This is a genomic window from Bacillus sp. 11C (assembly GCF_055486375.1).
This window is the reverse complement of record NZ_JBUPVZ010000001.1, coordinates 321,813-345,452: the sequence shown is the minus strand read 5'-3', so window position 1 is coordinate 345,452 and position 23,640 is coordinate 321,813. Positions and strand designations below refer to the sequence as shown.

The following is a 23,640-nucleotide window of genomic DNA, read 5'->3' as shown; positions in this document are numbered from 1 at the left end:
GGTAAATGTGCTGTAGAATGTTTCGTTTTAGATATGGAATCAATAAAAGGGGGAACGGACATGAGTGATGATCAAAGCAAACGTGTAAATGAACACTTAAAGGACGAGCAGCTTGAGCAGTACAGAGCCGATAACAGCGGGAAGAAAATGACGACAAACCAAGGCGTGCGGGTGTCAGAGGATGAGCACTCGTTAAAAGCCGGGGTTCGCGGTCCGACGCTGATGGAGGATTTTCACTTCCGGGAGAAGATGACGCACTTTGACCATGAGAGGATTCCGGAGCGTGTTGTGCATGCGCGCGGGTATGGCGTACATGGCTTTTTTCAGGTTTACGAGCCGATGGCCGAGTATACACGGGCCAAATTTCTTCAGGACCCTTCAGTGAAGACACCGGTATTTGTCCGGTTTTCGACGGTCGCGGGTTCTAAAGGCTCCGCAGACACGGTGCGCGACGCCAGAGGCTTTGCGACGAAATTTTATACGGAAGAAGGAAATTATGATCTTGTGGGAAATAACATCCCGGTGTTTTTCATTCAGGATGCGATCAAATTTCCGGACTTGGTTCACGCGTTTAAGCCTGAACCTCATAATGAAATGCCTCAAGCCGCGACCGCTCATGATACGTTTTGGGATTTTGTCGCCAACAATCCTGAGTCAGCGCATATGGTGATGTGGACGATGTCTGACAGAGGCATCCCTCGCAGCTACAGAATGATGGAGGGCTTCGGCGTTCACACATTCCGTTTTGTTAATGAACAAGGAAAGGCGCGTTTCGTGAAATTCCATTGGAAGCCAGTGCTCGGCGTGCATTCTCTCGTATGGGATGAAGCGCAGAAAATTGCCGGGAAAGATCCCGACTTCCACCGCCGCGACTTGTGGGAAACGATTGAAAACGGCGGCATGGTTGAATATGAGCTCGGCGTGCAAATGATTGATGAAGAAGATGAGTTCAAATTTGATTTTGATATTCTTGACCCAACCAAGCTGTGGCCGGAAGAGCTCGTGCCGGTGAAAATCATTGGGAAAATGACGCTGAACCGCAACCAGGACAATGTGTTTGCGGAAACAGAACAAGTCGCATTCCACCCGGGAAATGTCGTGCCGGGCATCGATTTTACAAATGACCCGCTTCTGCAGGGCCGGCTTTTCTCTTATACGGACACACAGCTGATCCGTCTTGGCGGCCCGAACTTCCATGAGATTCCGATTAACCGCCCGGTATGTCCGTTCCATAACAACCAGTACGACGGCTATCACCGGATGACGATCAATAAGGGGCCGGTCGCTTATCATAAAAACTCTCTGCAAAACAATGACCCGTCGCCTGCGACAGCCGAAGAAGGCGGCTATGTCCACTATCAGGAAAAAGTCGAGGGCAAAAAAATCCGCCAGCGGAGCGACAGCTTCAACGATTATTACGCACAGGCGAAGCTGTTCTGGAACAGCATGTCTCCTGTCGAGAAACAGCACATCATCTCCGCCTTCTGCTTCGAGGTCGGGAAGGTCAAGAGCAAGGATGTGCAGCGGCAGGTCGTTGATGTCTTCAGCAATGTGGATGAAGGCTTAGCGGAAGAAATCGCCAAAGGAGTAGGTGTGGCGCCGCCGGCGAAACGTAATGCGTCTAAAGAAATCCTGACCTCGCCTGCGTTAAGCCAAGCCCGCACAGTGAAAACAGCGTCATCAAGAAAAGTGGCTGTTCTCGCTGGAAACGGATTTCATGAAAAAGAGCTGCAAACCGTGCTGGATGCCTTAAAGCAAGAAGGGATCACAGCGGATATCATCAGCCAAACGCTGGGGTACATCACGAGCGGCAACGGCCGGCAGCTTGAGGCAGGCGGCACGTTCCTGACAACTGACTCTGTTCTGTATGATGCCGTCTATGCCGCGGGAGGACCAGAGTTAAAAGACGACAAACACGCGATGGCGTTTATCAGAGAAGCCTACAATCACTATAAGGCGATCGGTGCGGCAAATGAAGGAATTGATCTTCTTCAATCAGCTGTCGGGACAACAGAGGGGCCGGGCCTTGTGACTGCTAAAGATGAAGCTGATTACAACGCCTTCAGCAAGACGTTTATCGAGGCGGTCGCCGCTCACCGCCATTGGGATAGACGAATGTGATCCGCTCCTGTATCTTAAAAGAAGATACTTTTCATAAGGAGCATGACAGATGAACGAAAAACAGCTCGCCGAAGCTTACGAACGCGATGAAAATATGATGATTTTGGTGTTTGCCCAATGGTGCGTCAACCATGACCTTGATCCGCTGGAGCTGTACGCCAAGGCGTATCCGCAGCAAAAGCTCAATGAAAGTTTGAGAAAAACCATGGACGAACTGGCCGTGCCGAAACACGAATCCGAGCACATTCCGGACCAGACCGTCATTGCGGTGTTGGAGATGTTTGGAAATATAGATTTGGCACAAGCGGTTCATGAAGCGATTTTGGAGCGTAAACAGTAAAAAAAGAGGCATCTTGTCTCTTTTTTTATTTGGAAACTTCTTTTGATTTTATCAGTACTAGGGAATGATAAACAACGACACCAAAGGAGGAGAGTGTATGAAATGGAATAACATGCTGAAAGCCGCGGGGGTTGCAGTTTTGCTTTTTTCTGTATTTGCCTATGCTGCGGCTCCATCATTAAAAGCGTTTCAAGCGAAAACACCGGCTGTCAGCAGCCATACGTACAAAAAGATTAAGGAATTAAAGTATCCTCAGGTGCATCACATCGGAAATGCCGCGTTTGAAAAGAAAATCAATCAAGAGCTGAAAGCCTACATTGAACAATCGTATCAAGAATACTTAAAAAACAAAAAAGCCGGTGAACAGCAGGGTTTCAAAGCGGAATATCAAACATCGTTCAGCGTCAAATATAATGCGGCGGGCAAGCTTAGCATTCAAACACTCAATTATATATATTCAGGCGGCGCCCATGGTTTAACGTCTGTTCAGTCCTTCAACTATGACTTGAAAACCAAAAAGCGTGTGACACTGAATCAGATTCTGAATACCAAAACAAAAGTCAGCAAAACGAAAGATTATCTATACAGCTATATCAAAAAACACGACACGCTGTTTTTCCCTGATGTAAAGAAAGAGGATATTACCCTTAACCAAGACACAGTGTTTTACTTTACGAAAAACGGGATCGCCATCGTCTTCGGCCAGTATGACTTAGGGCCTTATGCGGCCGGAATCCGTGATGTGCAGGTGCCTTCGTCTATTTATCAATAATCAAAAAAGCCATATCCGGGAAAGGGATATGGCTCAAGGTTTCTACCACACAAACAGGCCGACAATCGCAGCACTTAGTAAAGATACCGCAATTCCGCTGACGAGCAATTTCCACACGTTTTTTCCGATGACCGTTGACTTTTCGCCGTCAAGGATCGAGTTGTACGTGCCGTAAATCATGCCGACAGTACTGAAGTTGGCAAATGACGTCAGGAATGTCGTCGCCACCGCAACTGTGTGAGGCGGAAGTGATGTGAGATTTTCTTTCAAGTCAAGCATCGCAACAAACTCATTCGTTGCCAATTTCATTCCCATCAGCTGAGCGACATACATCGCATCGTGTACCGGCAGCCCCAGCAGGAACGCGAACGGACTAAAGAGATAAGCGAAGATTGTCTGGATGGTCAGGCCGTGGACGAAAACGCCAAGAATGCCATTGACTGCAGACGTTAATGCGACATACCCGATCACCATTGCCAAAATCACGATAACCATATTCATGCCGACAAGCATACTGTTAGAAATTGTAGAGAAAAAGTCTTTCTTCTCTTCTTTAGGCGGCGTATAGATGATGTCTTCATCTTCTGGCACGTGAACAGGGTTCAGCAAGTTTGCGATAATCAGCGCGTTTAAGCAGTTCAACGGTATAGCTGTAAACACGTATGTCGCCGGCACCATTGACAGGTAAGATCCAATAATGGAGCCGCTGATGCTGCTCATACTCATCAAGCCGAACGTGAGCAGGCGGTTGTTGTTTAATACCGTCAGCTGCTGGCGGATGACCGCAAGTGCTTCAGTATTTCCCAAAAACATCATTTGAATAGAGAAAAAGCTCTCTAATTTCGGCAGGCGGGAAGCCTTTGAAATCAACCAGCCGATTTTATCAATCATCCAAGGCAAAATTCCGAAATAGGTTAAAATATCAAAGAATGTGACGATAAAGATAATTGGAAGAAGCGCGCTAAAGAAAAAGTCTACTGTTTCATTCGCCATCACTGACGGGAAGGCAAACGCGATACCATCGCTGGCGCAAGCAATCAGCCAAGTGAAGAAATCACCAATTTTACCGATGGTCCAGCTCCCGATTTTTGTTCCCAGCATAAACCAAGTAATCAGCAATTCCAGAACAATTAACGTAATGATCGGGCGCCACTTGATTTTCTTTTTCTGCGGAGAACATAGGAATACAACTGCCATAATCACAATGAGACCGACAAGGTTTAATAAAAAGTACATGATAGCAACTCCTATGAGGTTTATTTTGGAAACAAAAAAAGCTCTTATTCTTCACAAATTCTGGAAGTGCAGAAAGTGTGAAAAATAAGAGCAAACAGAAAAGAACTTGTCCTTTTCAACTCGTTCAAATTTATTCAAACTTTCTTGTAGTCTAGTTTTTTACGGTTACTAGGTAGAAACAATCAGACCATATTTCTGATCATATACAAGAATGTCTATTTCTATGATGATAGCAGTATTTTATCCTTTCACTTTTTGAAAATCAACCTTTTTAACTATTTTCACAATAATAAAATTTATATTTTGAAATGAGAAAATAAAGGGAGAACACGCTGGATTGCTATGTTGGAATGATTTTGATGGGCAACCACATGGATCAGCGATTTTACTTCTTTAACTATAAAGTTTCATCGGCTATATATGATGCCTAAGCGGGAAAATCCATATTTTAATCGGAATAGTTGGCCTCCGCTCCCCGTACATATGGAAAGGGGAAGAAAACAACCGAGATAATTGTAAACGCTTTCGTTCGTAAGGATGATGGAGAAAACGAAAGGGGCATGAATATGGGGAAAGTGCTGGCATCAAGTAAGGAAGCTGCGGAATTGATTCGTGATAGAGATACGCTGATCGCAGGAGGATTCGGGCTGTGCGGCATTCCTGAACAGCTCATTTTGGCGATAAGAGATCAGGGAGTCAAGGATTTAACCGTTGTCAGCAACAATTGCGGAGTTGATGACTGGGGGCTCGGTTTGCTTTTGGCTAACAGACAAATCAAGAAAATGATCTCATCCTATGTCGGCGAAAATAAAATTTTTGAGCGGCAGTTTTTAAGCGGAGAGCTTGAGGTCGAGCTTGTTCCCCAAGGAACGCTCGCCGAGAGAATTCGGGCAGGCGGCGCGGGCATACCGGGATTTTACACGGCGACTAGTGTCGGCACTTCAATAGCTGAGGGAAAAGAACATAAAACGTTCGGCGGCCGGACGTATGTGCTGGAGCGAGGCATTACTGGCGACGTGGCGATTGTCAAAGCATGGAAAGCGGACACCATGGGGAATTTGGTTTTTCGGAAAACGGCGAGGAATTTTAATCCCGTTGCCGCCATGGCAGGCAAGATCACGATTGCCGAGGCGGAAGACATCGTGGAAGCGGGAGAGCTTGATCCAGATCACATCCACACACCGGGCATTTACGTACAGCATGTGGTGCTTGGAGCCAGCCATGAAAAACGGATTGAAAAACGAACCGTTCGGCAGGCGGCGGGAAAGGGTGAGGCGAAATGAAGGAAGCGAGACAACGAATGGTCAAACGGGCTGTACAAGAAATCAAGGATGGCATGAACGTCAATCTCGGGATCGGAATGCCGACGCTTGTCGCAAATGAGATACCCGATGGCGTTCACGTCATGCTTCAGTCAGAAAACGGCTTGCTTGGGATCGGCCCGTATCCTGCGGAAGGAACGGAAGACGCGGATTTGATCAATGCGGGAAAGGAAACGATCACTGAAGTGACGGGCGCTTCCTATTTTGACAGCGCCGAGTCATTCGCGATGATAAGAGGCGGTCATATCGATTTGGCAATCCTTGGCGGGATGGAGGTTTCAGAGCAAGGCGATTTGGCTAATTGGATGATCCCCGGCAAAATGGTCAAAGGGATGGGCGGCGCGATGGATCTCGTCAATGGGGCGAAACGGATCGTTGTCATCATGGAGCATGTCAATAAGCATGGAGAGTCAAAGGTGAGAAAAACATGCTCCCTTCCGCTCACGGGGCAGAAAGTTGCTCACAGGCTGATTACGGATTTGGCCGTGTTTGATTTTGATAATGGCCGCATGACACTGACTGAACTTCAGGAAGGTGTCACAATGGAAGAGGTTTATGAAAAAACAGAAGCCGATTTCGCTGTCAGCCAGTCTGTGATCAAATGAAACGCTTGACGGGAATTAATGACATAAAAAACACACTTGCTCCGCCATGGAATCAAGTGTGTTTTTTCTTTGCTTATTTCCAAACATCATTAGCGATCTCAACCACATGGCGGAGCTTCGCCCATTGCTGTTCTTCAGTCAGCTTGTTGCCTTCTTCAGTGGAAGCGAATCCGCATTGAGGACTGAGGCAAAGCTGGTCTAAGCTCACATAACGAGACGCTTCTTCGATACGGCGTTTCACATCGTCCGGATGTTCAAGCTCGCCGAATTTAGAGGTCACTAAGCCAAGGACAAGCTGAAGATCAGAGCGCTTCACATAACGGAGCGGTTCAAATCCGCCTGAGCGTGAATCATCGTATTCCAAGAACAGCCCGTCCAGATTCAAACCGTCAAAAATGGTTTCGGCTGCCGCGTCATAGCCGCCTTCAGCTGTCCAAGTGGATTGGAAGTTGCCGCGGCAAATATGCATTGTCACCGTCAGGTCATCCGGACGATCCGCAATCGCGTCGTTAATGGATTTCGCAAACAGCTGACGAAGCTCGTCTGGCGTTGTTCCGAATGCTTCGATTTGTTTTAAGCCTTTTTCAGATAAGAAAACAGCCCATGCCGTATCATCAAGCTGGAGGTAGCGGCAGCCTCTGTCATAAAACGCTTGAATCGCTTTTTTATATGCTTTGGATACATCATGCTGGAAAAGCTGATAGTCGTTTTTGTACGCATCCTTTTCAAGCTTTCCGCGGAAAAACAGCATATTCGGGCTTGGGATCGTCATCTTCGGTGTCGCGTCACCGGCAATGCTATGGAGAAATGAATAATCTTCAAGCATTGGGTGAGTTGAAAAGTCGATATCACCTGTGACTTTAATGCCGCGTGCTTTTGTCTGTACGTTATGAAATTGAATGCCGTGCTCAGGAATAAACGGCTCAACCCCATCCAAGTTTTCCAGAAAATCAAAATGCCACCACGCTCTGCGGAATTCGCCGTCTGTCACGACGTTCAGGCCGGTTTCCTTCTGTTTTTCCACAATGCGGATGATTTCATCGTTTTCGATCTGGCGAAGCTGTTCAGCCGTAATCTCGCCGGCGGCTTTTTGCAGCCGCGCTTTTTTGACGGGCTCAGATCTCAGCAGGCTTCCGACTTGATCCGCGCGAAATGGCGGTTTTTGTCTTTGAAGTGATTTTTGTTCTGCGGGTGTTGTTTGTTGTGGCATGTTGTTCATTCCTTCTTTCCATTCAAATATAAAAAAGCTCTTCCTTTGGATAAGGAAGAGCTTGCGTGACAATCTCAACCTTATCTTCAAGAGCAATCAATGCTCTAAAGGATTTAGCACCATTCTGTTAAACAGCGGTTGCCGGGTATCGCAGGGCCAGTCCCTCCACCTCTCTTGATAAGGAAAACCTTTTTATGAAATTTTCTGATAGTATCTATTATTCACACATTTTACATTTCTGTCAATGATAGATTATCTCCACACATCGTTGGCGATGTCGATGACGTGGCGCAGCTTCGCCCATTGCTGCTCCTCTGTCAAAAGATTGCCTTCTTCTGTAGAGGCGAAACCGCACTGCGGGCTGAGGCACAGCTGGTCAAGGCTGACAAAGCGCGCCGCTTCATTGATTCGGCGTTTCACATCCTCAGGATCTTCGAGCTCGCCGTATTTTGATGTAATTAAGCCAAGAACAATTTGCAGATCCTTGCGTTTCACGAAACGGAACGGATCAAAATTTCCGGAGCGGTCATCATCATATTCCAAGAACAGGCCGTCCAAGTTTAAGCCGTCCAAAATCGTTTCCGCTACAGCGTCATAGCCTCCTGATGCTGCCCAAGTCGACTTGAAGTTGCCGCGGCAAATGTGCATCGTGATTGTTAAATCATCAGGGCGGTCCGCGACTGCATCGTTAATCGTTTTGGCAAACAAGGCGGGCAATGTTTCAGGGTCGCCGCCGAGTGCCCGAACGACCTCTCTGCCTTTTTCCTCAAAGAAGAGAGACCATGATGTATCATCTAGCTGAAGATAGCGGCATCCAGCGTCATAGAAGGCGTTGATTGCTTTTTTGTACGCTTGGGCCAGATCATGAAAGTATTCCTCTTGATCGTCATAAATTCCTTTATCGGCCTTTTCACCGAAAAACAGCATATTCGGGCTCGGAATCGTCAATTTAGGTGTCGCGTCGCCAGCAATCTCATGTAAAAATTGATAATCAGCAAGCGCTGGGTGGTTCGTAAAATCGAGTTTTCCCGTCACTTTGATGCTGCGTGCTTTTGTTTTTACGTTATGGAACTGAATTCCTTCAGCGGGAATGAACGGTTCCACACCGTCAAGCCCTTCGAGAAAATCATAATGCCACCAAGAACGGCGAAATTCACCGTCTGTTACCACGTCGAGACCGATTTCTTTTTGTTTTTTGACAATGCGAGTGATTTCCTTGTTTTCAATCTCACGAAGCTGTTCAGCTGTGATCTCGCCGGCCGCTTTTTTCTGGCGGGCTTCTTTCACCGGAGCGGAACGCAGTAAACTGCCGACATGATCGGCGCGGAAAGGAGCTTTGTTTTGTTTTTCTGATTTTTGTCCTGCAACATTTGTTTGTTGAGCCATGTCATTCGCCTCTTTTCTGAAATAGGGTAAGCATGAAAAAAGCTCTTCCTTTGAGTAAGGAAGAGCTTGAATGATCAAATCTCCGCCTCATCTGCAAGAACGCAATGTTCTTAAGGATTTAGCACCATTCTGTTTAAAACAGCGGTTGCCGGGTATCATAGGGCCAGTCCCTCCACCTCTCTTGATAAGGTACATCTTCATATTTACATTTTAATTATCTTAATATTATTACTTTTGAATCAATTGTCAACACCTTTTTAGAAAAGACTCTCATCTTCATCGTCATATAAGACCATATCCAACACGATAGCGATGGCCGTGCAAATCAGCACATCTTCCTCGTTTGTAATCTGCAAATGATAGGAATCACCCCAGCTGAGCCACTTCTTACTCACTGACATCCGGACATTCTCCCCGTCAGTCAGCTGGAATTCATTCTTCCACAAGTCACCGTCAATTTGCCAGTTAAGGCCGGAAATCTCAAACTTCGGTTTGAAAAACGCTAATTTCTTCGTCACCTCACAAACCGTTTTCCCGCCAATTGAAATCACATATCGCGGCAGAAATGACATCACTTTTTGTTCAATGGAAACGAGCGTTTTCCCGGATGAATCTGTCAATTGTAATGAGTCCCCTAACGAAAAGAACCGTCCTTCGACCTTGAATCGCTCTTGTTCATCCCGGTCATAAATGTGAAATGTATTTTTAAACGAGAACATTTTTTGTTTCATAAATAAATCGATCATTGCTGCAGTCTCCTTTTGAATTTGCCTTGTAAAAGATTACGGACAGGGGGCAAAAAGGTTTCAAGTCCAAATCATGTTTCCAAAATGAAAAAAGGCTGCATTGTTCAGCAGCCTTTTCGTTTGAAATATCGTTTTAGGAAAGATGCATCCGGCGTTTTTGGCGGATGGCGTCAAGGTCGATTAGGTTGTTATGATGAGGTGCAGCTGCTGGCAGAGGGCTTGTCTTTTGCGGTTTGCGGCGATTGTCCTTGCTGAAAGAAAAAAGAAGATAGCCGCATAATGCGATGATAATAAATAGGATCATTTTACATACCTCCCAAAAAAAGTTTTGGTATTCTCTATTGTACGGATAAATTGTCAAAAAGTATTCAAAAAATTCTAAATCAATCAAAAATAAATAACTGCCCCTCTAAAACAGTTTAACCTGATGACCTGAAAATAGTCTTGAATCACGGTGAATGTTCTAGTTGATGTTTAGTTCTATAGTTACTATCGGCAGGGAAATAAATTCCTTTATATAACTTTTAACCTAAAATTATGTGATTCTAACTACCTGTTTTTGGATGTTTTTTTCTTGCTTGTTTGATGTATACCCTATTTATCTTAATTAAACACAAAAAACCCAAATCACGGAGCATTTGGGCGGTACGAGGGTATGCAGATTGTGGTTTTGAGGATTTGGATGACTGATCAGAAGAAGCGTTTGAACATTTTTCTAATCTTTTGAAATGCGCTCGATTTCTTTTGTGTGTTAAGCGGCCGGGTCATGATCCATTTTTTCAATAAACTTTTTGCAGCGATTGCATGTTTTGTCATTGTTTTTCCCCCTCATCCGTTGATACTTGTTTTACGAAGGACGTATGAAAAATGTTTCATTTTCACGTAAAAAACCAGTCCTTTTTTTTGGACTGGCTTTTGGCATTATGCTTGTTCTTCAAACTGCTTTGCAATCTCAACGATGACGTTTACGGCTTTAACCATGTTGTCGGCCGAGATGTATTCAAATTTGCCGTGGAAGTTTTCGCCGCCTGTAAAGATGTTTGGCGTCGGAAGCCCCATGTAGGACAGCTGGGAACCGTCCGTGCCCCCGCGGATTGGGGAAATCTTCGGTTCGATGCCGAGGTTTTCCATCGCTTGCTTGGCGATGTTGACGATTTCGATGACAGGTTCGATTTTCTCTCTCATGTTGTAGTATTGATCGTTCATATCAAGGTGAATCCGGTCTTGCCCATATTCGTTTTGAAGTTCCTCAACGACACGCTTCATCGTTGCTTTTCTGCTTTGGAATTTCTCTTTGTCAAAGTCTCTGATAATGTAGTGGAGCTTTGTTTCCTCTACATCTCCTTGAATTGACAGCAGGTGGTAGAAGCCTTCGTAGCCTTCTGTATATTCAGGCGCTTCATCTGCCGGCAGCAGGCTGTTCAGCTTCATCGCGATTTTCGCGGAATTGATCATTTTTCCTTTTGCCGTGCCGGGATGTACGTTGTTGCCTTTGACTGTGATTTTTGCGGCCGCGGCATTGAAGCTTTCGTACTCAAGTTCGCCAAGCGGGCCGCCGTCAACTGTATAGGCAAAGGACGCATTGAACCGTTTGACATCAAACTTGTGCGGTCCTCTTCCGATTTCTTCATCAGGCGTAAACGCGACTCTGATGGTGCCGTGCTTGATTTCAGGGTGTTTGATGAGGTAATCCATGGCTGTCATGATTTCGGCAATCCCGGCTTTATTGTCTGCGCCGAGCAGGGTTGTGCCGTCAGTGGTGATGAGTGTGTGGCCTTTATAGCCAGATAGCTCAGGGTATTGATCAGGTGACAGGATGACCTGCAGTTTTTCATTGAGAACGATGTCTTTTCCATCGTAGCTTTCAACGATTTGCGGATTCACATTTTTGCCAGTAAAGTCTGTAGCGGTGTCGACGTGAGCGAGAAAGCCGATTGTCGGCACGTCTTTTTCAGTATTGGAGGGAAGAGTCGCCATCACATAACCGTTTTCGTCAATCGCTGCATCCTGCATGCCGATAGATTTCAATTCATCAACAAGCATGTTTCCTAACGTCAATTGGCCGGGTGTGGAAGGGCAGGTGTCGACGGATTCATCAGACTGCGTGTCGACTTTTACGTATGTAGTAAACCGTTCAATGATTTCTTCTTTCATTTCCAATCATCTCCTTTGTCTTATCTTATCATGGCGGGACGAGAGATTTCTATTGCACAATACCGTTACGGATGGCAAACACGACTGCTTGTGTCCGGTCTTGGGCGTTGCACTTTTGCAGGATACGGTGAACGTGGGTCTTCACAGCGCTCTCGCTGACGAAAAGCTTTTCAGCAATCGCTTCATTTCTCAACCCGTAGGCCATTTGCTGAAGAACCTCGAGCTCTCTTTTGGTAAACGATTCTGCCAGTTCATCAGCTTGTGTCTGTTGCTTCGCGCGAAATGTCTCACTTATATTTTTAGTTAAGCGGAATGATCGAACATGTCCCGGGCTTTACCATTCGTTCTCGATACATTGATAAAATAATAAAAATAAATATATGAGCTCATCGCCATGCCATCAAATCCTTTCCGCATTAAGCATAGCGAATATTGGAAAAGAGAACGTCAACCGGCAGATTGATTTTTCAGAAGCTATACTTGTTCGCGCTGCATAAAGTCATGTAACATGGCGTGGAAATGGGGGATGTACTTTATCGAACGATACGCAAAAAATATGAAGAAACGATTAATAAACAATTAAACTTTTGGAAAATGGATGTAGAAAGCTTCTAAAAACTTTATAATATTAAACAATACATTCTCTTTAGGAGGTTATACATCATGGCAATACTTGTTACAGGCGGCGCGGGATACATCGGAAGCCACACATGTGTTGAATTATTAAACAGCGGCTATGAGATTGTCGTTCTAGATAATCTGTCCAACAGTTCGGCTGAGGCGCTGAACCGCGTCAAGGAGATTACAGGAAAAGATGTAACGTTCTATGAAGCGGATCTATTGGACCGGGAAGCGGTAGATTCTGTTTTTGCGGAAAATGAAATTGAAGCTGTGATTCATTTTGCGGGGTTAAAAGCGGTCGGTGAATCTGTTGCGATTCCGCTCAAATATTATCATAACAACCTGACGGGAACGTTTATGTTATGTGAGGTCATGGAGAAATACGGCGTCAAGAAAATCGTGTTCAGTTCATCCGCGACGGTGTACGGCGTTCCGGAAACATCGCCGATTACCGAAGACTTCCCATTAGGTGCGACCAATCCTTATGGGCAGACAAAGCTCATGCTGGAACAAATTTTGCGTGATTTGTATACAGCCGACAATGAGTGGAGCGTTGCGCTGCTTCGTTACTTTAATCCGTTCGGCGCTCATCCAAGCGGACGGATCGGTGAAGACCCGAACGGCATTCCGAATAACCTCATGCCATATGTAGCGCAGGTAGCGGTAGGAAAGCTGGAGCAATTAAGCGTATTCGGGAATGACTATCCGACAAAAGACGGGACAGGCGTACGCGATTATATTCATGTCGTTGATCTCGCAGAAGGCCATGTCAAAGCGCTGGAAAAAGTACTGAACACCACAGGAGCAGATGCGTACAACCTCGGAACAGGCACAGGCTACAGCGTGCTAGAAATGGTCAAAGCCTTTGAAAAAGTGTCAGGGAAAGAGGTTCCGTACCGTTTTGCGGACCGCCGCCCTGGAGACATTGCGACCTGCTTCGCAGATCCTGCAAAAGCCAAGCGGGAACTGGGCTGGGAAGCGAAACGCGGCCTTGAGGAAATGTGTGCCGACTCCTGGAGATGGCAGTCTTTGAATGTGAATGGGTATAAGAGTGTAAAATTATAAACAAAAGGGCTGGGGTTTTCCCCAGCCCTTCTTTTATTGATCCAAGTTTACTTCAAATGTAAATGGATTAATTGTAATATCGTAGTTTTCGGAAGAACCTTCTAAAATAACATTTGCTGTTTTGCTTTCGATTTTAGGGAAGACAATAATTCCTTCAGTTTTAACGCCCGGTAAGATTTCACTTTGAATTTCAGGATACTCTGAAAGGTCGGATTTAGGCTCAATCTGTTTATTATCAGCTGTAATTTTGGCATTGAAGTCATAAAAGCTGATTTCATCTTGTGATTTGTTTTCTATCTTTACATACAGGCGAGTTTCTTTTTCAGCAAGTTCAACTTTTTGAAGTGTGAGCGCAAATCCGTGCTGGTTCTGTGTTTTATCTACGTTAATTGTTTTTTGAGCTGGGGCGAAAGCTGTTGCATAGTCGCTTTTTTCAATGGAATCGGCAATGATTCTCGGCGCTGAAACAGAACCGCCCAATGCGTTTTCACCATCATATTTGTCTTTCACCGTACCTACTACATGAATAATGTCGTCATCTTTAATATCTAAATCAGAGTCGTCGATCATAATGAGAGTATTTTTGCTTAACTTTTCCGGATTATTATAGCCCTGAAGATATGTACCATCGTCGTCTTGTTCAACGTCAAAAACTTTTACATACAGATCGACTTTATAATTTTTAAATTGATCGGCATTAGTATATAGTTTTTCGATATCAGCCTTTTGTACTGTTTTAGTTGACTTTGTAGAGTCGGAGCTGGTTGTAGTAGAAGCTTGAGAGTCTCCGCTGTTTCCGATGTTCGCAATTATGATAATGACTACTATTGCTAGAATAAACGTAATGATTTTATGTCTCATAAAAAAATTACGTTGGTCTTTACCGCAATTCGGACATTTCTTCACACCTTTTGCAATCTCTTGGCCGCAAGCTTTACAGTGTAGTAGCTTTCCTGACATTATATTTCCTCCTATGTAATTAATTTCTCGAAATATATGTTCTATTTTGCCTATATATTTTCATGTAGTCAATGATAAATTGGAAAAAATCTTTTAATTTATATCTGGTTAAAAAGGTACTTTGTATCATATCGACCGAATCTTTCATTTATTAACAGTTGATGATCTTTTTTGTTTCTCTTAATTTCTTGAATAAATCTCCGCAAATACCTCTTGAACCAATTCAAACCGTCCCTTATAATGCTAATATTGGAAAGAAAAAATGATAGGATAAAAACATTGGTTTTCTAGGGTTCCGCAATGCATATTGGACTGTGACCGAGAGAAAACACATAACAGCCCGGCTGTTATGACACGGTGGGATAAAAGCCCAGGAGTTTCTGCTCTTTTGCGAGAGCGTACTCCTGGGCTTTTTTGTTGATACTATCTGGAGAAGGAGTGTTTTGTGGTGAAAAAGAAAATGCTTGATGTGCTGATGCTTGTGATTGGCGCTTTTTTCTTCGCGCTTGCGGTGAATTTGTTTGCGATTCCCAATGACCTTGGGGAAGGCGGGGTCACTGGGATTACGCTGATTTTATACTATATCTTTCAATGGTCTCCCGGTGTGACAAACTTTATTTTAAATGCATTTTTGCTCTTAATCGGCTACAAATTTCTAGACGGTAAAACCACGGTCTATACCATCATTGCTGTTGCGGCGAATTCGCTATTCCTCCATCTGACACATGGGTGGAGCACTCCGTCTGATGAATTGATCATTAATACGATTTTCGCTGGTGTTTTTGCGGGAGTCGGGATCGGAATGATTATCCGGGTCGGCGGGACGACAGCCGGCTCTGCGATTTTGGCCAGAATCGCTAATAAATATTTAGATTGGAATATTAGCTATGCGTTATTGTTTTTTGATTTAATCGTGGTATTTAGCTCTTATTTTATCATTGGCGCGGAAAAAATGATGTTTACGATCGTGATGCTGTATATCGGTACGAAAGTGATGGACTTCATTATTGAAGGCTTGAATACGAAAAAAGCCATTACGGTCATTTCAGAACAGAAAAGTGAGATTTCAGAGAAGGTAAATAACTTGATGGATCGGGGCGTGACGATTTTATCAGGGAAGGGAAGCTATACGGGCCAGTCAAAAGAGATTTTATATATTGTCATTAACAAACAGGAGCTATCCACACTGAAGAAAATTATCAGAAGCTGTGACAAAAAAGCATTTGTAATCGTTCATGACGTACGCGATGTGTTTGGCGAAGGGTTTGTTGATATATCGAAATAAAGAAAAATCCCTCTGCGTTTGAAGCAGAGGGATTTGTTCGTTTAGAACGGATATTTGCGGTATTGTTTCTGTATCGAAATCCATTTTGTCACGGTAAACTCTTCGACCACCCACGGATTTCCGAAGCGGCCGACACCGCTTGCTTTGTTTCCGCCAAAGGCGATATTCGGTGAATCATTGACAGACTGATCGTTGACATGGGTCATGCCGCTGTCAATTTGCAGGGCGAACGTTTCACCTTTTTCTAAATCAGAAGTGAAAACCGCCGAGCTGAGCCCATATTCAGTATCATTTGCCATATCAATCGCTTCCTGATCGCTGGAGGCTTTGATAATGGTGGCAATCGGGGCAAACAGCTCGGTTTGGGCAATTTTACTGTTGTTGTCGGCGCCGACAAAGACATACGGTGTGAGTACGTTTCCGACGCGTTTTCCTTCAACCGCAAGCTCGATGCCGTCTGCTTTTGCCTGCTCAATGATTTCCAGCGCTTTCTCGATTTGGCCCTCATTGATCAGCGGTCCGACTACGGTTTTCGGATCGGTTTGATCGCCGTACGGAAGCTCTTTGACACGTGCGGTGAATTTTTCAACAAATTCATCGTACACATCTTGATGAACGATGATTCTATTGATAATCATGCATATCTGTCCCTGGTGAATAAATTTCCCGAAAATCGCTGCATCTACGGCACGATCGACATCCGCGTCGGAAAGGACGGCAAATGGGTTGTTGCCGCCGAGCTCAAGGGCCATTCGCTTGAAGTCGCGCCCGGCGATTTCACCGATGTGGCGCCCGACTGCGGTTGATCCTGTAAAGCTGATTAATCTTGGGATTGGGTTTGTCAGCATGCCGTCTCCGATTTCCTTTAAGTCCGTCAACATGACGTTAAGGACACCCGCAGGAAGGCCGGCGTGTTCGAACGCTTTCGCAATGATGGTTCCGCCGGAAAGAGCGGTTTGGATATCAGGCTTGTGAACAACACTGTTTCCCAGCGCAATCGCAGGCGCAATCGTTCTCATTGATAAATTCATCGGAAAATTAAATGGAGAAATCGATGAAATCACGCCGAGCGGAAGGCGGTAAATCTTGTTGATTTTCCCTTCAATGTCGGATTGAACCTCTTTGATGCCGCCTAATTCGCCGGTATACGTAATGGCTTCATCTAAAATCGCAATGGTTTGTTCAAGCTCGATCGTGGCTTTAATGATCGTTCCGCCAGTTTCGCGGGAGATCATCATGATGATGTCATCGCGGTTTTCCTGTAAATAGCCTCGCGCTTTTTGCAGAACTGCTTTTCGATCTTCTGTTGTGCTCTTGGCCCACTCTTTTTGCGCCCGCTGTGCAATGTCAAACGCATCCTCCAGCTGCTTGCTTGTTGCCAAAGATGCTGTTGTAATCACAGACTGGTCGTATGGATTCAAAATATCCTCTTTACGTCCGCTTTCCCCTTCTGTCCATTTTCCGTTGATAAAACTTTTGTTTGACGTTTCTAAAGCCATTGATGATCATCCTCCTTTGGTCCCGTATTATTTCTTCTATTTCCGTTGAGACCGATATGTAAACGAATGGGGTTTCCCTTTCAGTTTCTCGTCTGTTGTGCCGGATATACTCTTTTTTATTGGAGAACATGTGTGTTTCGCCTTATACTGGATATACAGATCCTTACATAAAGAGAGGAGACCATATGAAATCGCTGCTGGCTATTTATCCCGGTTCGATTGTGTCTGAAGAGCTTTGCGTACAGGAAGGCTGTCTATGTTTTTTTGATGAGAACAGTCAGAGATATATCTCCATTCCAAAAACAGAGATCAGCGAAAAAGAAATAATGCTGCTGCAGTCATTTTTGACGCCTGCGGATGAGGTCAATCAAATGTCTTTGAAGTCGGCGGAAGAAAACAAGTGGTTTGCGTTTCTTTTTTCTAGAGGGGAAGTGCCGGCGGATATAAAGAAGCGAACGAGATTTGTTCATTTTCATTTGATCGGTGATATAGAGCGGACGTCATTTGCGGAAGCTGTTCGCCATTTTTGGCCGGTGTCTTTTGTGATTGTGTGGATGCATGAGGACAGAGGCGTGATTGTCGAGCAGGAAAGTGAAGCGGCGGCGGGGAAGGATGAACTGGAATCGCTAGCTAAGGTTCTTGAGAGTGATTTCTACTTCAGTGTCCGTTTTTACGCCGGGAGATTTTATGAACCGGATGAGAGTCTCCGTACTCATTACGCCCGTGAACAGACGTATTTCCTCTTTGCTGAAAAGCGGCTGCCTCAGATGCAAAGTGTGACCTTTGACATGATCTTTCCTTTTTTATTATTAGAAACAGAAAAAGAAAAGCTGCAAACGCTGCTCTCTGAAGAAGCTGAGCTTTTATTTGAAAATGAATCTGAGCTGAGAAAGACCATCAAGCTCTTTATTGAAAACAACTCAAACGTGACGTTAACGGCGAAACAGCTGCATCTGCACCGCAACAGCCTGCAATATCGAATTGACAAGTTTGTTGAGCGGTCAGGGATAGACATTAAAACATATAAAGGCGCGTTGCTCGCCTATTTTATCTGCCTGCAAAGCAAAGGTTCAGAATAAATTGGAAATATGCACGAAAATGGCTGGTTGATTTTATGAACACTGCCCATTTCAGTGATATGGAAATGCTGTTACACTCAAGTTAGGAAAGCGTTTACAATAACAAAGGGGGAATCAAGATGGCTGAATTGCGGATGGAGCACATTTATAAATATTATGAGCAGAAGGAAGCGGCTGTTGATGACTTTAACCTTCACATTGACGATAAGGAATTTATCGTATTCGTCGGCCCGTCCGGCTGCGGGAAATCAACGACGCTGCGGATGGTGGCAGGACTTGAAGAAATTTCAAAAGGTGATTTTTATATTGAGGGGAAACGGGTAAATGATGTAGCGCCAAAGGACAGGGATATCGCGATGGTCTTTCAAAACTACGCGCTCTATCCGCATATGACGGTCTACGATAATATCGCATTCGGGCTGAAGCTTCGGAAAATGCCGAAGCCTGAAATCAAAAAAAGAGTAGAGGAAGCCGCTAAAATTCTCGGGCTGGAGGAATATTTGCACCGCAAACCGAAAGCGCTGTCAGGCGGACAGAGACAGCGGGTCGCGCTTGGACGGGCGATCGTGCGGGATGCAAAGGTGTTCCTGATGGATGAGCCTTTGTCGAACCTGGACGCCAAGCTGAGGGTGCAAATGCGTGCGGAAATTATTAAGCTCCACCAGAGACTGCAAACCACAACGATTTACGTGACGCATGACCAGACAGAAGCGCTGACGATGGCGACACGGATCGTGGTCATGAAAGACGGAAAAATCCAGCAGATCGGGACGCCGAAGGATGTATATGAATTCCCTGAAAACGTCTTTGTCGGCGGTTTTATCGGGTCACCGGCGATGAACTTTTTCAAAGGAAAGTTGACGGATGGCGTCATCAAAATCGGTTCTGCGGCATTAACCGTGCCGGAAGGAAAAATGAAGGTGCTGCGTGAAAAGGGCTACATCGGCAAAGAAGTCATCTTCGGCATTCGTCCTGAGGATATTCATGATGAATTGATTGTCGTGGAATCGTATAAGAACTCTTCGATTAAAGCGAAAATCAATGTCGCAGAGCTGCTAGGTTCAGAAATCATGATTTATTCGCAGATCGAAAACCAAGACTTTATTGCGCGGATCGACGCCCGTCTCGATATTCAATCAGGTGATGAGCTGACGGTTGCGTTTGATATGAATAAAAGCCATTTCTTTGACAGTGAGACAGAAGTGAGAATTCGATAAGTTCTAAAGCCGGACATGGAGACATGCCCGGCTTTTTTGTGTTCTCTAAAAGGTTTACAGAAAAAACCGCAGGGGGTAGTGGTTGGTAAGAAAGGAGAGATAGAGATGTGGCATGCGGCAATGTGGGGCGGGATCTCAGGCTCTGCTGTATTGCTGGGCGCGCTGGCGTCCATGTTTTTTTCGATTCGCAAGCAGATCATCGGCTATATTATGGCTTTTGGCACAGGAGTATTAATTGGCGCGGCCGCTTACGAACTTCTTGGGGATGCAGCGGCAGAAGGCGGGATGGTGTCGACGGGCGCCGGATTTATTGCAGGGGCGGTCGTTTTTACGATTTTTGATTACGCGGTTTCTAAAAGAGGCGCGTCACATAGAAAAAGATCGGGACAAGCAGCTGCCGGCGGAGGAGGAATCGCCATTTTTATCGGCACCGTCATGGACGCTGTCCCGGAATCGATTATGATTGGCGCCAGTCTTCTCGAAGAACAATCGGTCAGTTTCCTTTTGGTGATCGCTATTTTTATCAGCAATATACCTGAAGGGCTGTCCAGTACAACAGGAATGAAAAGCAGCGGGTATACCAGAACGAAAATTTTGCTGCTTTGGGCCGCAGTGCTCGTGATTTCAATTCTCGCTTCATGGTCAGGTTATTTCTTTCTAAACGGTGCTTCTGAAGAAGTGATGTCAGCAATCGCGGCGTTTGCGGGCGGGGGGATCATTGCGATGGTTGCGTCGACGATGATGCCCGAGGCGTACGAAGACAGCGGTCCAATGACAGGTTTAATCGCTGCTCTTGGGCTGTTAACCTCGCTGGTTCTGAATCAGTTTTCTTAAATGTGAGCCGGTCATACTTCCATGTCCGGTTTTTTTGCTTGAAAATTTCAGAAAAAAACCGATGAAAAAGGAGGAAGAAATAGACAGAAAGCAGGGAACCGATGAAACGTTTTATCCTAAGCATTTTTCTCTTGGTCAGCTGCTTGGCTCTCGCCGCTTGCGCTGACACAGAGGCGAAAGCGGAGCAGCAGATGCCGAAAGCGGAACAACAGAAACCGGAAGAAAAGACAATACATGTTCAGAAAAAAGAGGATGATACATCCGCATGGATCAAAACAGAGAAACCGGCAAAGCTGCCGATTTTAATGTACCACAGCATTTCCTCAGGAAACAGCCTCCGTGTCCCGAAGGAAGAATTCGAAGCGCATATGAAATGGCTGCACGATAACAGTTATCAGACATTAACGCCGAAAGAGGCGTATCTCATGCTGACGCAGGACAAAAAGCCGAGTGAGAAATGCGTGCTGATCACGTTTGATGACGGATACACCGACAATTATCAAGACGCGTATCCGGTGCTGAAATTGTACGGGATGAAGGCGACGATTTTTATGATCGGCAAATCGATCGGACATAAACATCATCTGACAGAGAACCAAATGAAAGAAATGGCGAAGCATGGCATATCAATTGAAAGCCATACGATTAACCACTTAGAGCTGAACGGGTTAACACCTGAGCAGCAATACAGTGAGATGGCCGATTCAAAAAAGCTGTTTGACGGCATGTTTCACCAGCAAACCTCCATCATCAGTTATCCAGTGGGGCGCTACAATGAGGAGACGCTGAAGGCAGCCAAAGAAACAGGCTATCAAATGGGCGTGACGACAGAACCGGGCGCGGCATCGAGAGACCAGGGAATGTACGCCCTCCACCGAGTGCGCGTGTCTCCGGGCATGTCGGGTGCGGCTTTTGGCGCATACATTGAATCGATGAAATAAAAAAAGGCGGAGCTTAAACGCCGCCGCAGCGTGTCGACAAACCCTTGCATTCGTTGTCAAGCCTGTGCGTTGGTGCTCACGAATTAGGACATTCGCTCCGCTCCAATGCTCGCCTTTCCTAGACTTCAAGGGTTTTCAACCACGCTGAAAAGATGACAAAATCCTAAAACTAAACCGTTTTAGGATTTTGTCAACAATCTGAGGCGGCGCTTAAACGCCGCCGTCTCCTCCTCCGCAGCCGGAATCACTGAAACTGCCGTCAATGCCGCATCCTCCGTTATGGTGCGAGCCATGGTCTGAATAACCGCCGAAAAACCCGCTGTCCGCATGCTGGCGGCTTTTGTTTTCCAAGGGCTTTGGCTGTACGACTGAAACGAAAACAATAATCGCTATAATGAATAAGATAATCACAATCACTTCTGGTCACTCCCTTTTTTCACCATATATGTTATACGGACGAAACGCTGGCCGGTTTCATTTCAGAGAAATCGATTCCTTCAGCCGGTCTCTGAACCAGCGCTTCAACACCCCGTGTCCTTTGTTTGACAATAACGTGCTGACACGCCAATACATAGGGGGATGAGGTGCGAACTGAAAATCAATGAATCTGAAAAGCCAGCTTTTATCACGGGAGAGAGAGTCAATGGTAAGCTCGTCCTCATCTGCTTCAGAGCTGTAGGCGCTTTGTTTCTGTATATCCTCATCCTGCCGAACCGCCAAGATCCTCAATGCTTCCGCCATTTGTTTGTACCCGCCTTCCAACAGTGAGGCGCCAAGGTTGTCAGCGCGCACCTCCATCCATTGTGAACAAAAGGATTGATAGAGCTGAAACAGGATGATGATTGCCATGATGAAGACCCAAAGCGCCACTTTATGGTCCGCGGGATGGGCGATATGCTGCTCAAATAAGAGGATGATCCCAACGACGGCTCCAAGATATAGAAAACGCAAAAGCTGTGATGACAAAACGTCACGTTTTTTAATATGAATCGCTTCATGGGCCAGAATGCCTTCGATGACACGCTGCGGAAGTGTTAGTGTGGCGCTTGTCAGTATGACCATCGACCTTCCGACATTCATGCCGACTGCCATTCCGTTGTAATCATCACTCTCTGTTTCGTATATGCGGACATGGGAAATGCCGGCTTTGCGGAAAATCTTGTCGGCCGCTGCCTGTACATGCGGATGATCACAAGGCTTGGCATCCATTGCCGCCCGCAAAACAATGTCTGACAGGTACATATTGAAAATCCAGTACAACATCACGGCAACGGCCATGACCCATGGAGAGGTTTGTAATCCGTATAATGCGAGCACCAGTAAGGCGTAAGCTGACACGCCTTTTACGCTGGCAGCAAAATAAAGCTTCCCAAGCAGCCGCTTCACATTTTTTCTATGATAAAACGGCAAAACAGAAATCATAGTGTCCTCGTTGTTTTCCACGTCTGTGTATCCCCGGAGAATCGCTTTCCATCTTTGCGGTTCCTTCACCGTCAGAAACAGCGTTTCACCGGGAAGGGACAGTTTGATGACTTGCTGAAAGCTTGTTGTCAAATCTAAACGAGATGAATACATCGTCAGAAGCGGATGGAGCTTTAAGAGATCAGCTGTTGATTCAAGCTGGATGTCTTTCAAATCGGAAAGCGGGTATGTACGGGTTTCGTAACGCGAGCTAATGTGCAATTTTTCTAAGGACGCCGAATACAAAACGGTTACACTGAAAACATTCCAGATTCGTTTCACCAGTGCTCCTCCGCCGGAGATCATGCCGAAAAGGATCACATATTTGAGAGCGCTTGGATCAGGTCCATAGATGAAAAAAATAATGGCGCCCGCAAACACAACGGCGGTCAGCATGATGTCTGACAGGAGGCGTGTTTTGTTTCTGGCAAGCTCGATTTCCTGCCAGTCTCCCGAAGGTTTTTCCGCACGTTCTGAGACTGTGAGATCCATTGCGGTCCAGTAACAGTAGAACATTGTCGCGATCGAGACAATGCCGTCCATGAATGATTGATGAGAGAAGATATAAACAGCAGCGCAAACCCAAAGAACGATGTCAATCCAGAAGTCTATGAACGGAATGAGTTTTGCTGCCAGGGCTGATATAAAATATAATCCCAGCCCGAGAATCATAACGAGAAATAGATCTATTCCCATAGGCATGCTAGAGTCCTTTCTATCTGGTATTTCCAACTATTACTATACCATGGCGCGGGAATTTGCAAAAACAGGAATATGTAAAAAAAG

Annotated in this window: 21 protein-coding genes, 2 pseudogenes and 4 riboswitches; of the genes and pseudogenes, 11 read left to right on the top strand and 12 right to left on the bottom strand. The window is 45.5% G+C overall.

Annotation, left to right across the window (positions count from 1 at the left end):
• The first annotated feature begins 60 nt into the window (after positions 1-60).
• The 3 genes from ACY3LV_RS01730 to ACY3LV_RS01720 all read left to right on the top strand — a co-directional run bounded on the left by ACY3LV_RS01730 (position 61) and on the right by ACY3LV_RS01720 (position 3,233).
• Complete coding sequence (locus ACY3LV_RS01730; RefSeq protein ID WP_202327846.1) at positions 61-2,121, top strand: catalase; 2,061 nt, start codon at positions 61-63, stop codon at positions 2,119-2,121.
• A gap of 49 nt (positions 2,122-2,170) precedes the next feature.
• Complete coding sequence (locus tag ACY3LV_RS01725; RefSeq protein WP_087993269.1) at positions 2,171-2,461, top strand: hypothetical protein; 291 nt, start codon at positions 2,171-2,173, stop codon at positions 2,459-2,461.
• Between the two features lie 97 nt (positions 2,462-2,558).
• A complete protein-coding gene (locus ACY3LV_RS01720) occupies positions 2,559-3,233 on the top strand; it encodes a DUF3298 and DUF4163 domain-containing protein (RefSeq protein WP_464863284.1) in 675 nt (224 codons plus the stop codon).
• 42 nt (positions 3,234-3,275) lie between these two features.
• On the opposite strand, the gene ACY3LV_RS01715 is transcribed toward ACY3LV_RS01720, so the two are convergent.
• Complete coding sequence (locus ACY3LV_RS01715) at positions 3,276-4,469, bottom strand: NupC/NupG family nucleoside CNT transporter (RefSeq protein ID WP_202327847.1); 1,194 nt, start codon at positions 4,467-4,469, stop codon at positions 3,276-3,278.
• Positions 4,470-4,596: 127 nt separating this feature from the next.
• Positions 4,597-4,698, bottom strand: a riboswitch (purine riboswitch).
• Positions 4,699-5,035: 337 nt separating this feature from the next.
• Between ACY3LV_RS01715 and ACY3LV_RS01710 the strand changes: the two genes are divergently transcribed.
• Positions 5,036-5,752, top strand: coding sequence for a CoA transferase subunit A (locus ACY3LV_RS01710; RefSeq protein WP_464863283.1), 717 nt, complete (start codon positions 5,036-5,038; stop codon positions 5,750-5,752).
• Positions 5,749-6,396, top strand: coding sequence for a CoA transferase subunit B (locus tag ACY3LV_RS01705; RefSeq protein WP_464863282.1), 648 nt, complete (start codon positions 5,749-5,751; stop codon positions 6,394-6,396). The genes ACY3LV_RS01710 and ACY3LV_RS01705 overlap by 4 nt, the downstream gene beginning before the upstream one ends.
• 73 nt (positions 6,397-6,469) lie before the next feature.
• On the opposite strand, the gene ACY3LV_RS01700 is transcribed toward ACY3LV_RS01705, so the two are convergent.
• From ACY3LV_RS01700 to ACY3LV_RS01670, 7 genes and pseudogenes are all read right to left on the bottom strand, one after another.
• On the bottom strand, positions 6,470-7,606 hold the full coding sequence (locus tag ACY3LV_RS01700) for a 5-methyltetrahydropteroyltriglutamate--homocysteine S-methyltransferase (protein WP_148963329.1): 1,137 nt from the start codon (positions 7,604-7,606) through the stop codon (positions 6,470-6,472).
• Positions 7,607-7,683: 77 nt separating this feature from the next.
• Positions 7,684-7,790, bottom strand: a riboswitch (SAM riboswitch).
• Between the two features lie 68 nt (positions 7,791-7,858).
• Positions 7,859-8,992, bottom strand: coding sequence for a 5-methyltetrahydropteroyltriglutamate--homocysteine S-methyltransferase (locus ACY3LV_RS01695; RefSeq protein ID WP_464863281.1), 1,134 nt, complete (start codon positions 8,990-8,992; stop codon positions 7,859-7,861).
• An 84-nt stretch (positions 8,993-9,076) separates the two neighbouring features.
• Positions 9,077-9,183, bottom strand: a riboswitch (SAM riboswitch).
• A 66-nt stretch (positions 9,184-9,249) separates the two neighbouring features.
• Positions 9,250-9,738, bottom strand: coding sequence for an LURP-one-related/scramblase family protein (locus ACY3LV_RS01690; RefSeq protein WP_148963331.1), 489 nt, complete (start codon positions 9,736-9,738; stop codon positions 9,250-9,252).
• Between the two features lie 133 nt (positions 9,739-9,871).
• The gene (locus ACY3LV_RS01685; RefSeq protein ID WP_333518998.1) at positions 9,872-10,129 is read right to left on the bottom strand and encodes a hypothetical protein; all 258 of its coding nucleotides are present in this window, start codon (positions 10,127-10,129) and stop codon (positions 9,872-9,874) included.
• A 299-nt stretch (positions 10,130-10,428) separates the two neighbouring features.
• Positions 10,429-10,554, bottom strand: coding sequence for a hypothetical protein (locus ACY3LV_RS01680; RefSeq protein ID WP_277986971.1), 126 nt, complete (start codon positions 10,552-10,554; stop codon positions 10,429-10,431).
• A gap of 105 nt (positions 10,555-10,659) precedes the next feature.
• Positions 10,660-11,892 carry a peptidase T gene (gene pepT / locus ACY3LV_RS01675; protein ID WP_464863280.1) on the bottom strand — a complete coding sequence of 411 codons (1,233 nt, stop codon included), beginning with the start codon at positions 11,890-11,892 and terminating at the stop codon, positions 10,660-10,662.
• A 49-nt stretch (positions 11,893-11,941) separates the two neighbouring features.
• Positions 11,942-12,193, bottom strand: a pseudogene (locus ACY3LV_RS01670) (response regulator transcription factor); the annotation flags it as partial.
• A 362-nt stretch (positions 12,194-12,555) separates the two neighbouring features.
• On the opposite strand from ACY3LV_RS01670, the gene galE reads away from it, so the two are divergent.
• Positions 12,556-13,578 (top strand): UDP-glucose 4-epimerase GalE, encoded by a 1,023-nt coding sequence (gene galE / locus ACY3LV_RS01665; protein ID WP_464863279.1) that lies wholly within the window; start codon positions 12,556-12,558, stop codon positions 13,576-13,578.
• A 621-nt stretch (positions 13,579-14,199) separates the two neighbouring features.
• Here the strand turns inward: galE and ACY3LV_RS01660 are convergent.
• A pseudogene (locus ACY3LV_RS01660) lies at positions 14,200-14,538 on the bottom strand (DUF4352 domain-containing protein); the annotation flags it as partial.
• A gap of 276 nt (positions 14,539-14,814) precedes the next feature.
• Positions 14,815-14,917, top strand: a riboswitch (guanidine-I (ykkC/yxkD leader).
• Between the two features lie 69 nt (positions 14,918-14,986).
• Between ACY3LV_RS01660 and ACY3LV_RS01655 the strand changes: the two are divergent.
• Complete coding sequence (locus ACY3LV_RS01655; RefSeq protein WP_464863278.1) at positions 14,987-15,823, top strand: YitT family protein; 837 nt, start codon at positions 14,987-14,989, stop codon at positions 15,821-15,823.
• Positions 15,824-15,864: 41 nt separating this feature from the next.
• Here ACY3LV_RS01655 and ACY3LV_RS01650 read toward each other — a convergent pair whose 3' ends face one another.
• Entirely contained in the window at positions 15,865-17,322 is a 1,458-nt protein-coding gene (locus ACY3LV_RS01650; protein WP_464863277.1) for an aldehyde dehydrogenase family protein, read from the bottom strand.
• Positions 17,323-17,507: 185 nt separating this feature from the next.
• Between ACY3LV_RS01650 and ACY3LV_RS01645 the strand changes: the two genes are divergently transcribed.
• The 4 genes from ACY3LV_RS01645 (at position 17,508) to ACY3LV_RS01630 (ending at position 21,393) form a co-directional block, all read left to right on the top strand.
• Positions 17,508-18,401, top strand: a complete 894-nt coding sequence (locus ACY3LV_RS01645) for a PucR family transcriptional regulator (RefSeq protein ID WP_464863276.1) — start codon at positions 17,508-17,510, stop codon at positions 18,399-18,401.
• A 119-nt stretch (positions 18,402-18,520) separates the two neighbouring features.
• Entirely contained in the window at positions 18,521-19,618 is a 1,098-nt protein-coding gene (gene msmX, locus ACY3LV_RS01640; protein WP_148963339.1) for a maltodextrin ABC transporter ATP-binding protein MsmX, read from the top strand.
• A gap of 105 nt (positions 19,619-19,723) precedes the next feature.
• Positions 19,724-20,452, top strand: coding sequence for a ZIP family metal transporter (locus ACY3LV_RS01635; protein ID WP_289348744.1), 729 nt, complete (start codon positions 19,724-19,726; stop codon positions 20,450-20,452).
• Between the two features lie 101 nt (positions 20,453-20,553).
• Entirely contained in the window at positions 20,554-21,393 is an 840-nt protein-coding gene (locus ACY3LV_RS01630; protein ID WP_333561700.1) for a polysaccharide deacetylase family protein, read from the top strand.
• Between the two features lie 210 nt (positions 21,394-21,603).
• On the opposite strand, the gene ACY3LV_RS01625 is transcribed toward ACY3LV_RS01630, so the two are convergent.
• Together ACY3LV_RS01625 and ACY3LV_RS01620 are read right to left on the bottom strand one after the other, a co-directional pair.
• Positions 21,604-21,810, bottom strand: coding sequence for a hypothetical protein (locus tag ACY3LV_RS01625; protein ID WP_464863275.1), 207 nt, complete (start codon positions 21,808-21,810; stop codon positions 21,604-21,606).
• Positions 21,811-21,867: 57 nt separating this feature from the next.
• Positions 21,868-23,556 (bottom strand): M56 family metallopeptidase, encoded by a 1,689-nt coding sequence (locus ACY3LV_RS01620; RefSeq protein WP_464863274.1) that lies wholly within the window; start codon positions 23,554-23,556, stop codon positions 21,868-21,870.
• Between the last annotated feature and the right edge of the window lie 84 nt (positions 23,557-23,640).

Coding starts and splice junctions, on each gene's coding strand:
- ACY3LV_RS01730 (WP_202327846.1), top strand. CDS start 61: ATGAGTGATGATCAAAGCAAACGTGTAAATGAACACTTAAAGGACGAG.
- ACY3LV_RS01725 (WP_087993269.1), top strand. CDS start 2,171: ATGAACGAAAAACAGCTCGCCGAAGCTTACGAACGCGATGAAAATATG.
- ACY3LV_RS01720 (WP_464863284.1), top strand. CDS start 2,559: ATGAAATGGAATAACATGCTGAAAGCCGCGGGGGTTGCAGTTTTGCTT.
- ACY3LV_RS01715 (WP_202327847.1), bottom strand. CDS start 4,469: ATGTACTTTTTATTAAACCTTGTCGGTCTCATTGTGATTATGGCAGTT.
- ACY3LV_RS01710 (WP_464863283.1), top strand. CDS start 5,036: ATGGGGAAAGTGCTGGCATCAAGTAAGGAAGCTGCGGAATTGATTCGT.
- ACY3LV_RS01705 (WP_464863282.1), top strand. CDS start 5,749: ATGAAGGAAGCGAGACAACGAATGGTCAAACGGGCTGTACAAGAAATC.
- ACY3LV_RS01700 (WP_148963329.1), bottom strand. CDS start 7,606: ATGCCACAACAAACAACACCCGCAGAACAAAAATCACTTCAAAGACAA.
- ACY3LV_RS01695 (WP_464863281.1), bottom strand. CDS start 8,992: ATGGCTCAACAAACAAATGTTGCAGGACAAAAATCAGAAAAACAAAAC.
- ACY3LV_RS01690 (WP_148963331.1), bottom strand. CDS start 9,738: ATGATCGATTTATTTATGAAACAAAAAATGTTCTCGTTTAAAAATACA.
- ACY3LV_RS01680 (WP_277986971.1), bottom strand. CDS start 10,554: ATGACAAAACATGCAATCGCTGCAAAAAGTTTATTGAAAAAATGGATC.
- pepT (WP_464863280.1), bottom strand. CDS start 11,892: ATGAAAGAAGAAATCATTGAACGGTTTACTACATACGTAAAAGTCGAC.
- galE (WP_464863279.1), top strand. CDS start 12,556: ATGGCAATACTTGTTACAGGCGGCGCGGGATACATCGGAAGCCACACA.
- ACY3LV_RS01650 (WP_464863277.1), bottom strand. CDS start 17,322: ATGGCTTTAGAAACGTCAAACAAAAGTTTTATCAACGGAAAATGGACA.
- ACY3LV_RS01645 (WP_464863276.1), top strand. CDS start 17,508: ATGAAATCGCTGCTGGCTATTTATCCCGGTTCGATTGTGTCTGAAGAG.
- msmX (WP_148963339.1), top strand. CDS start 18,521: ATGGCTGAATTGCGGATGGAGCACATTTATAAATATTATGAGCAGAAG.
- ACY3LV_RS01635 (WP_289348744.1), top strand. CDS start 19,724: ATGTGGCATGCGGCAATGTGGGGCGGGATCTCAGGCTCTGCTGTATTG.
- ACY3LV_RS01630 (WP_333561700.1), top strand. CDS start 20,554: ATGAAACGTTTTATCCTAAGCATTTTTCTCTTGGTCAGCTGCTTGGCT.
- ACY3LV_RS01620 (WP_464863274.1), bottom strand. CDS start 23,556: ATGCCTATGGGAATAGATCTATTTCTCGTTATGATTCTCGGGCTGGGA.